The following is an 8248-nucleotide window of genomic DNA, read 5'->3' as shown; positions in this document are numbered from 1 at the left end:
TATAGCGCGACGACATCTGCCTTGAATCTGCGGCAAGCTAGACCATCGCTTGGGTTTTGATTGACCACCAGCGCTTCGTCGTCCACCCTTGAAGGCGGGGCTGCCGATGATTACCATTGTCCTGATCATCGGCTGTGATGATTCGGCTTGCCCTTTCACACAGCCCCCCGACCCGGCGCCGACAACGGCGGCAAACGGAGAATAGCAGGCTGTTGCGTAACATTCACGAATAACCGCTTCATATCTGGAAGGAGAGTTCCCATGATCAGTGACAAAATGACCCAGGCATTCAACGAGCAGGTCAACCGGGAGATGTACTCGGCCATTCTTTACATGTCCATGTCGGCCCATTGCAACCAGGAAGGGCTCAAGGGCTTCGCCAACTGGTTCATGGTGCAGTACCATGAAGAAATGTTTCATGCCATGAAGATCTACGAGTATATCCAGCGGCAGGGCGCGCAGGTAAACCTGGGGGCCATCCAGGCGCCGCCCACGACCTTTGAATCCCCACTGGAAATGCTCAACCAGACCCTGGCCCACGAGCAGTTCATCACCCGATCCATCAACGATCTCATGGAGCTGGCCATTTCCGAAAAGGATCATGCATCCCAGATCTTTCTGGAGTGGTATGTGACCGAGCAGGTGGAGGAGGAAGAAAACGACAACGACATCATCGCCCAACTCAAATTCATCAAAGACAACCCCCAGGGACTGATGATGCTGGACCGAGAACTGGCCGGGCGAGCGACCACCGTGCCGACCGACTTCAGCAAGGGTATCGAATCAGCCATGGCCGCCTCCGGCGCATAATCCGCTCAGTGAAAAACCGCTTTGACCTGGCTGACCATGCCGGAATGGACTCAGGAAAAGACGCTGTGGCCGGCCCGACATCGACGCACCCGTTAAAAATATTTGAAATACCGCCTTTTGAGATTGTCCTTTCCCTCCGAAGGCGGTATTTTTTGTACCCATGAAAAAGATGCTCAAACCCTTGCTAGTCATCGCCGCCACCCTGGCGGCTGTGGTGTGCATCGCGTTCTGGAGCGCCCTATTCTGGATCAAATCCAACCATGGTCTTCACTGGGTGCAGTCCCGCATCAACACCTTGATCCCGGGGAAGATCGCCATTGAATCCCACCGGCTATCCCTGCTGAAACCGAGCCTGGACCTCTATGGGGTCGCGCTTCAGGACCCCCAGGGGATCGCCCTGGCGGGTATAGCCCATCTTTCCGTGCAACTTAACTGGCGGCCCCTGTGGCGAAGGGAAATTCGAATAGAACGGGTCCTGCTTCAGGGTCCATGGACAGACCTGGCCCTGGATGAAACCGCGGGCATCAACCTGATGAACGCCCTGGTTTCGCCGGCCCAGGATAAGGAAACGAAAGCGCCGACGCCCGAGGGCGCCGGATTGCCGTTCAATATCGTTGGTGAATCGATTCAGCTGACCGAAGGCCGGTTCAGGTTCACCCCATCTGACGACGCCACGCACCTGGAAGCCACCGGGCTGGCGCTTTCCGCAAAAGGCAACCTGATGGCCCGATCGGCAAGCCTGGAACTGGCGGTTGGCAGTTTACGGTTCAGCAGCGCCGGCATCCGCCCGGAACCGGCCCGCATCGCCTTGAAGGCCCATCTGAATGGCGACCGACTGAGCGTATCCGTGCTCGATGTCACCGCCGGCCAGACCTCGTTGAGGCTATCCGGTTCAGCCGACAGGCTGACCACGATCCCCCTGATCGACGGCGTTCTCTCTGTCGACAGTCAACTGCATGAATTAAAATCAATTTTCAATCTTACCGGGGATTACAGCGGTTCCGCAAAGGCCACACTTAACCTGAAGGGAACCGTGACCAATCCTGATGCAAGACTCGTCCTGACCGTTGACAATGGCCGGGTTGCCGGTCTAGCCGTGGACCGTGGTGATCTTATCATTGACCTTACGGATCGTCAGGTCTCCATCGCGCCTGCATTATGGCGGAAAGCCGCCGGCGCGGTCACGCTGAAAGGGACGGTAAACCTTCGCGAGGCGTTTCCAACCGGCTTCTTGGCGCCGCCGACCGATCTCAACGCCATCGCCTATGCCCTCACCCTGGTGCCTGACATCCCGGATCTCGGCCCCTGGTTGAAACCGTCGATCAATATCAACGGGGCAACGACCGGCCGGGTCTCTATATCCGGCAGCGGGGTCATGCCGTCGGACATCTCGGCCAGGTTGACAGTAGAGGGGTCCGGAAAGCGCCTGCTGACTCCCGGCATGGACCGACCGGTCGATGCCGACGTGAAGCTATCGGCTCACATGGACCACGGCACGATGGCCATATCACGACTCCACGCCGCCGCCGACGGCGTTCGGCTGTCGGGTGACGGTCGTTTTCAGATGGATGACGGGGCACTTGCCGGAAAACTCGTCTTGACGGCGGACGATCTCTCCCGTGCCCTGGGCATAGTGGGCCTACCGTCCGTTTACGGCGCCTGCACGGCAGCACTGACCGTGGAAGGAAATTTGAATCGACCGGAATTCTCGTTGAACCTGGCATCCAAAAACCTAAAAGTCGATACCTATACCCTCGGCGATCTGGTCGCCCAAGCCAACCTGGACCATGACGGCCGATTGCACCTGACCAACCTGAACCTCCAGAACCGGGGTTCCCGGATCCAAGGCAATGGGCACCTGCGTCTGCTGCCGGGCAGCGGGGGCATCGACCCCGACTTCGTTAACGCCCTTGATCTCAGCCTAACAAATCTGTCCGCTGACGACTTCATGGAAACCCCACCTTTTAACGGCACCCTCGACGGACAGCTGCAAGTGGGTGGCCCGCTTGGGTCGCTGACAGGTGCGCTCTCCCTCAACGGCAAGGCACTGGGCACGGATGTTGTCCGTGTCGGCGAGATCGATGCCGGCCTGCGGTTGAATGCCGGCACCGTCTTTGTGGATCGACTTCAACTGCGCAACCAGGAGTCCACGGTCAACGCGGCGGGCAACATCCAATTGCTGACCCCCGGCACACTGCGCCCGGTCGATGACCCGACGGTTGACTTTACCGCCGATTCAGACCACTTTGATCCGGGGGATTTTATCGATGCGGCAAGCGGCGATTTCACCTTCTCCGGCAGACTGAAGGGCGATATAGAAGCGCCCGTCGGCCACCTCACCCTGGTCGGCAGGCAGGCCAATCTGGCTGGTCAGCCGATAGAAACCCTTTCACTCGACCTTCGTTTGGCGGACAGGCGCTTGTGGCTGGACCAGCTCATCGCCGCCGTTGCCCCCGGCGAACAGATCGAGGGTGGCGGATCGGTGGGGCTGGATAAAACCATTGACCTGCATGTCCAATCGAACGGCATCTCTGTCACCCGTATCCATCGGCTGCATGACTTTTTCCCCGGAGAGGGCATGCTGCGCCTCGATGCCACCGGAAAGGGAAGCATGTCAAACCCGGACGTCGACGGTCACTTGACCGTCTCCGACATGACCATCAATGATGGCGCTATCGATGACGTCGATCTCGCCTTCAGTCTCCACGACATGCTGGCCAAGGTCACGGGCAACCTGAATTTTGACGTTGACGCCGCCTGTGACTTGAAAAAAGGGAATTTCGATGCCCGCCTGACCTTTGACCGCACGGAGGTCGGCAGCTATCTCAAGGCTGCGGGAAAACCGGATTTTCATGGTACGCTGACCGGCCGGGTCCAGGCTGCCGGGAATATCCGGGACGCTGCCAATGCCTCCGCCCACGTTGACCTGAACGCAATTCATCTGCTGTTCAAGGATATCTCGTTGATCCAGTCCGACCGGGTGGTCGCCGAGCTGGCTGACCAGGAACTGATCGTCCCCGAATTCGAGGTGAGGCTGCTGGATTCGGGCCGCCTGCGTCTGAAAGGGAATGCCCGGGTCGGCGGCCGACTGAACTTGGATATGGACGGCCGAATTCCCCTGACCGCAGCAAAAATCTTCAGCGATGAACTTGCCGATGCCGTCGGCATGGTAGTCCTGAAGGCGAAAATTGACGGCGATACTGACGACCCTCAAATCGATGCCCGCATCGATCTGGAAAAGATAGGCATGACGGTGCCCGGCCTGGTTCAAAAACTTCACAATTTGAATGGCAGCATTCACCTGACGCCCGACACTGTCCGCATCGACGCATTGCGTGGCTTGCTGGATACGGGATCGTTCAGCGTAAACGGCAGCATCGCGCATGAAACGTTTACACCGACGCAAATCAATCTTTCCATCGATGTGAAATCACTTCCGCTGGAAGTTCCCGACACCCTGGCCGTGCTGCTCAATGGCGATGTCAACATCACAGGCAGCGGCCAGGCCGCCGCTGCCAGGGGAACGATCGTTTTATTGGAAGGGGTCTACTACAAAGATGTCAAAATCAACCTGCTGCAGATGGCCACCGCTCGCCAGCGGGCCGTCGCACCTGCGGCCAAACCCCTGACGATCCCCTATTTCAACGCGGTCAATTTGGATATTGGGGTCAGTCACCGGCAACCCTTTGTGGTCCAGAACAACCTGGCCCAGCTTGAGATCAGTCCGGATCTGAAGATCGGGGGGGACCTGACGCGTCCCATTGTCAGCGGTCGGGCCCAGGTGAACACCGGTACGGTCACCTTTCAGAAAAAGACCTTCGAAGTTAAAAAAGGCATCATCGACTTTATCAATCCCTACCAGACGGAAGCCAGAATCGACATCGAAAGCGAGACGACCATCAGAACCTGGACGATCACGCTGGCCATCAAAGGCACCCCGGACAATCTGGATCTGAAGCTTTCATCGGTGCCGACGGAAACCGATGCGGACATCCTTTCGCTGATCCTGTTCGGCCGAACCGCTCAGGAACTGACCGCCGGTGAAGGGGGAGGCGAGCGTACCACCGGCCAGATCATGGCCGGAATGATTGCCGACACCTATGGTGCCGACATTAAAAAAACCACGGGGGTCGATATTCTGCAGGTGGAAGCCAATGGCAGCAGCGATGGCCAGGAGACCGCCGGCGTCAAGGTCACCGTGGGCAAGCATCTTTCCGATCGCATGACCGTCAAATACGCAGTGTCGTCCAAGGATGGTGAAATTATCCAACGCGCCATTACGGAGTACAAACTGCTGGAGAACATATTGGTCAGCGGGTTTCAGGACAACCAGGGCATATTCGGAACAGAACTGGTATTCCGGATCGAATTCAGGTGAATGAGCCGGTGAAGCGACAATACGGAAACATACCGATGCTCCTGTGGGCATTGATTCTCGGTATTCTCTTGGTTCCGTGGGCCCGGGGTTTGGCTGCAGATACCATCACCGTGGACAACGATGCCAGTTTAAAAAAGGGGTGGGAGACGGTAATCAGAGACATCCAGGTGGTCATCGATAGTCCACCGGATCAACAGGAGCGTCACGCCGCAACGGCCAAACGACTTATCCAGCTGCACCCCATGGACCGCTTTGATGAAGCTGCGGTTCAGGCGACTATCAATGCGCTTAAATTCAGTCGTCGCTTTTCAGCCATTCATGTAGACGCCAGTCCCGATGCCGGCGGTGAAACGTTGACCTTTACCCTGACACCCTATCGAACCATTGGGGACATCCGCATCCGGGGTGCTTATCCCCTTTTTGAACGGGATATTTTAAACCAGATGACCCTCTACCCGGGTGACCCATACACGCCGGAAAATCTCTCCGCCCAGGCCGGGGCCATTATCAAACGTTATCAGAGAGAAGGCTACGTGGAACCGAAGGTGTCGATAACCGCCCAGCAGGACAGCGACGACGACAGCGCCGTCATCCTCGTGGACATCGACAAGGGGCCCCACTACGTGCTCGGCACACTGATCTTCGAGGGCAACCAGGGTGTTTCATCAAATGCGCTCGCCTGGCGCATGAACGTCTGGAGAGGTGCGCTGTTACCCGGCATTGGCCGGTTCAGTGAATACCGGCTCAAAAAAGACATGGATGCGCTGTTAACATACTACCGTCGCAAAGGATTTGCAGATGCCCTACTCTCCTACCGCATAGATGATCCCGGCAATTCCCATATAGTGGACGTGACCGTTAAGATTCAGGAAGGACCGCGTTACACAGTCGCCTTCGAGGGCAATCGGCACTTCTGGAACCTGACCCTGAAAAAGGATGTGGTCATCTTCAGCGACGGAAACCGGAGCAATATCGGTGTAAGAAAAAGCGTTCAAAATATGAAGCGGCGGTATCATGAGGACGGATATCTCGATGCCCGAATAAAGACAGATACGACCCTTGTGCCCGGCAAACCGGTGGAGACTCGCCAGCTGCGCTTTGTCATCCAGGAAGGCCCGCAAACCATTGTAGACAGAGTAACCATTGCCGGGAACCAAAATCTTTCTGAAAAGGAGATCAGCAAACAGATTCTCACGCGTCCACCCGGGCTTTTCCACGATGGCGCCTTTGTCCCCGAGACCCTGGAAACGGACACCTATGCCGTCACCACCCTCTACATGAAACAGGGATTCCAGGAGCGCACGGTGGAATCGGAGGTGGCGTTCAATCAAGACAAAACCGGCGCTGACATATCGCTGAATGTAAAGGAAGGCCCCCGGACAACGGTCCGTTCCGTTGTCATCAACGGATTGACGGTGATACCGGAGGCAACGGCCAGGAAAGTGCTGATCCACAAAATAGGCGACCCGTTTCGCACCGCTGCAATGGAGGCGGAGAAGGAGGCCATCGCCAGCCTGGTCTCCGAGAAGGGCTACCCCCATGCCACGGTGGGCGCCAATGTCACCTACAATGAGGACCGCACCGGGGCGGACATCGTTTACGAGGTTGATGCGGGGCCGCTGGTGACCCTGAGGGACATCTTCGTGTCCGGCAACCTGCGAACCGCAGAAAAGGTGATCCGGCGAGAGCTGAACGTCCAGCCCCAGACGCCCCTGTCATTGCAGTCGCTTTATGACGGCCAGCGCCGATTGAGGGATCTGGATATTTTCCACGGGGTAAACTATCGCATATTTGGTTTGAAAGAAAAAAAGGAGACCGTAAACCTGTTCGTAGAGGTCGAGGAGAACAAACCCTATTACGCCCAAACCGGCGCCGGCTACGAATCAGACAGCGGGTTTTTCGGCCGCGCCAAAATTGGCGACCACAACCTTTTCGGCCTGAACAAAGACCTGTGGGCCTCCGGCGAAATCAGCCAGACCGGCTACCGGGTGGAGACCCGACTGACCGAACCCCGCTTTCTGGGCACCCGCACCACCGCCAGCATCGGTGCCTACAACGAGGAACTGACCGAATTCAACCAGCCCTTCGGCACCCGAACCACCGGTGGATCGCTGGGGTTCGGCCGCGACTGGGGAAGGCACGTGACCACGGCCCTGAGTTTCAGACTGGAAACCCGCGACCAGTTCAGCGTCGAAGACACCGCCTCAGAAGATGCGGAGGAAGAGACCCGTACGATTTTCGTGACCACGCCCTATGTCCGCTACGATAGCCGCGACTCTTTCGTGCGTCCTACACGCGGGCTTCTCTCATCCTTCGGTGTAGACATCTCCAAGGGGGTCCAGAACCAGCTGGACGACTTCTTCCGCTACCAATTCGACACCCGCTACTACTGGTCCCCCCTGAAAAAAGTGACCTTTGCCGGCCTGGCCAGGATCGGCCAGGTGATTCCCTATGCGGACAGCGAACTGGTCCCCGACGACCAACTTTTCTTTCTGGGTGGCATTCAAAGCATCCGTGGATTTGATGAGAACCTGCTGCGCTTCGACAGCCAAGGAAACCCCGTGGGCGGAAAGCTGGCCGTGGTCGGCAGCCTGGAGGCACGCATCGACCTGGGAATGAATGTTGAGCTGACCACCTTCTTCGACATCGGCAGCGTCCAGCAGACCCTGGTGGAAGACGGCTCGGACCGTTTCCGCGCATCGGTTGGACTCGGCCTGCGCTACATCACCCCCATCGGCCCCATGGGGTTGCTCTATGGCCACAAACTGGACCGGGAGGAAGGCGAGTCGGCCGGCCGGTTTCATCTATCCATTGGGTATAGTTTTTAGCCCGTGTTCATGATCATATTTAGCAGTTGTCAGATTACTGTCCTTTATATATTTTCTAAACGCTCCTTCGGCACTTTTCGGGCTAAATGGGTCATGTTGATGATGATGGCACTCGATCTGCCTGACATATCGAGCGTAAGGGTTTCGGGGCCTTTCAGCGACCCGCTCTCTCTCAGCCCGGCAAACTGAACACCATGTTCAGATATCTGAATAAACATCCCTGGCGGTTCGT

At 57.2% G+C, this 8248-nt stretch carries 4 protein-coding genes; 3 read left to right on the top strand and 1 reads right to left on the bottom strand.

The window, feature by feature from the left end:
• Positions 1-261 precede the first annotated feature (261 nt).
• From ABYV26_RS15695 to bamA, 3 genes are all read left to right on the top strand, one after another.
• Positions 262-810 (top strand): ferritin, encoded by a 549-nt coding sequence (locus tag ABYV26_RS15695; RefSeq protein ID WP_372682301.1) that lies wholly within the window; start codon positions 262-264, stop codon positions 808-810.
• Between the two features lie 160 nt (positions 811-970).
• On the top strand, positions 971-5188 hold the full coding sequence (locus ABYV26_RS15690; protein ID WP_372682300.1) for a translocation/assembly module TamB domain-containing protein: 4218 nt from the start codon (positions 971-973) through the stop codon (positions 5186-5188).
• Between the two features lie 8 nt (positions 5189-5196).
• The gene (bamA, locus tag ABYV26_RS15685) at positions 5197-8016 is read left to right on the top strand and encodes an outer membrane protein assembly factor BamA (protein WP_372682299.1); all 2820 of its coding nucleotides are present in this window, start codon (positions 5197-5199) and stop codon (positions 8014-8016) included.
• Between the two features lie 44 nt (positions 8017-8060).
• Here the strand turns inward: bamA and ABYV26_RS15680 are convergent.
• Positions 8061-8248, bottom strand: a 188-nt coding sequence (locus ABYV26_RS15680; RefSeq protein WP_372682298.1) for a hypothetical protein, incomplete at its 5' end; no start/stop codon positions are given.

Source organism: Desulfosarcina sp. (assembly GCF_041551955.1).
Taxonomy (GTDB): Bacteria; Desulfobacterota; Desulfobacteria; order Desulfobacterales; family Desulfosarcinaceae; genus Desulfosarcina.
The sequence above is the reverse complement of the archived record's forward strand: the minus strand, read 5'-3'. Positions and strand labels throughout refer to the sequence as shown.

Coding starts and splice junctions, on each gene's coding strand:
- ABYV26_RS15690 (WP_372682300.1), top strand. CDS start 971: ATGAAAAAGATGCTCAAACCCTTGCTAGTCATCGCCGCCACCCTGGCG.
- ABYV26_RS15695 (WP_372682301.1), top strand. CDS start 262: ATGATCAGTGACAAAATGACCCAGGCATTCAACGAGCAGGTCAACCGG.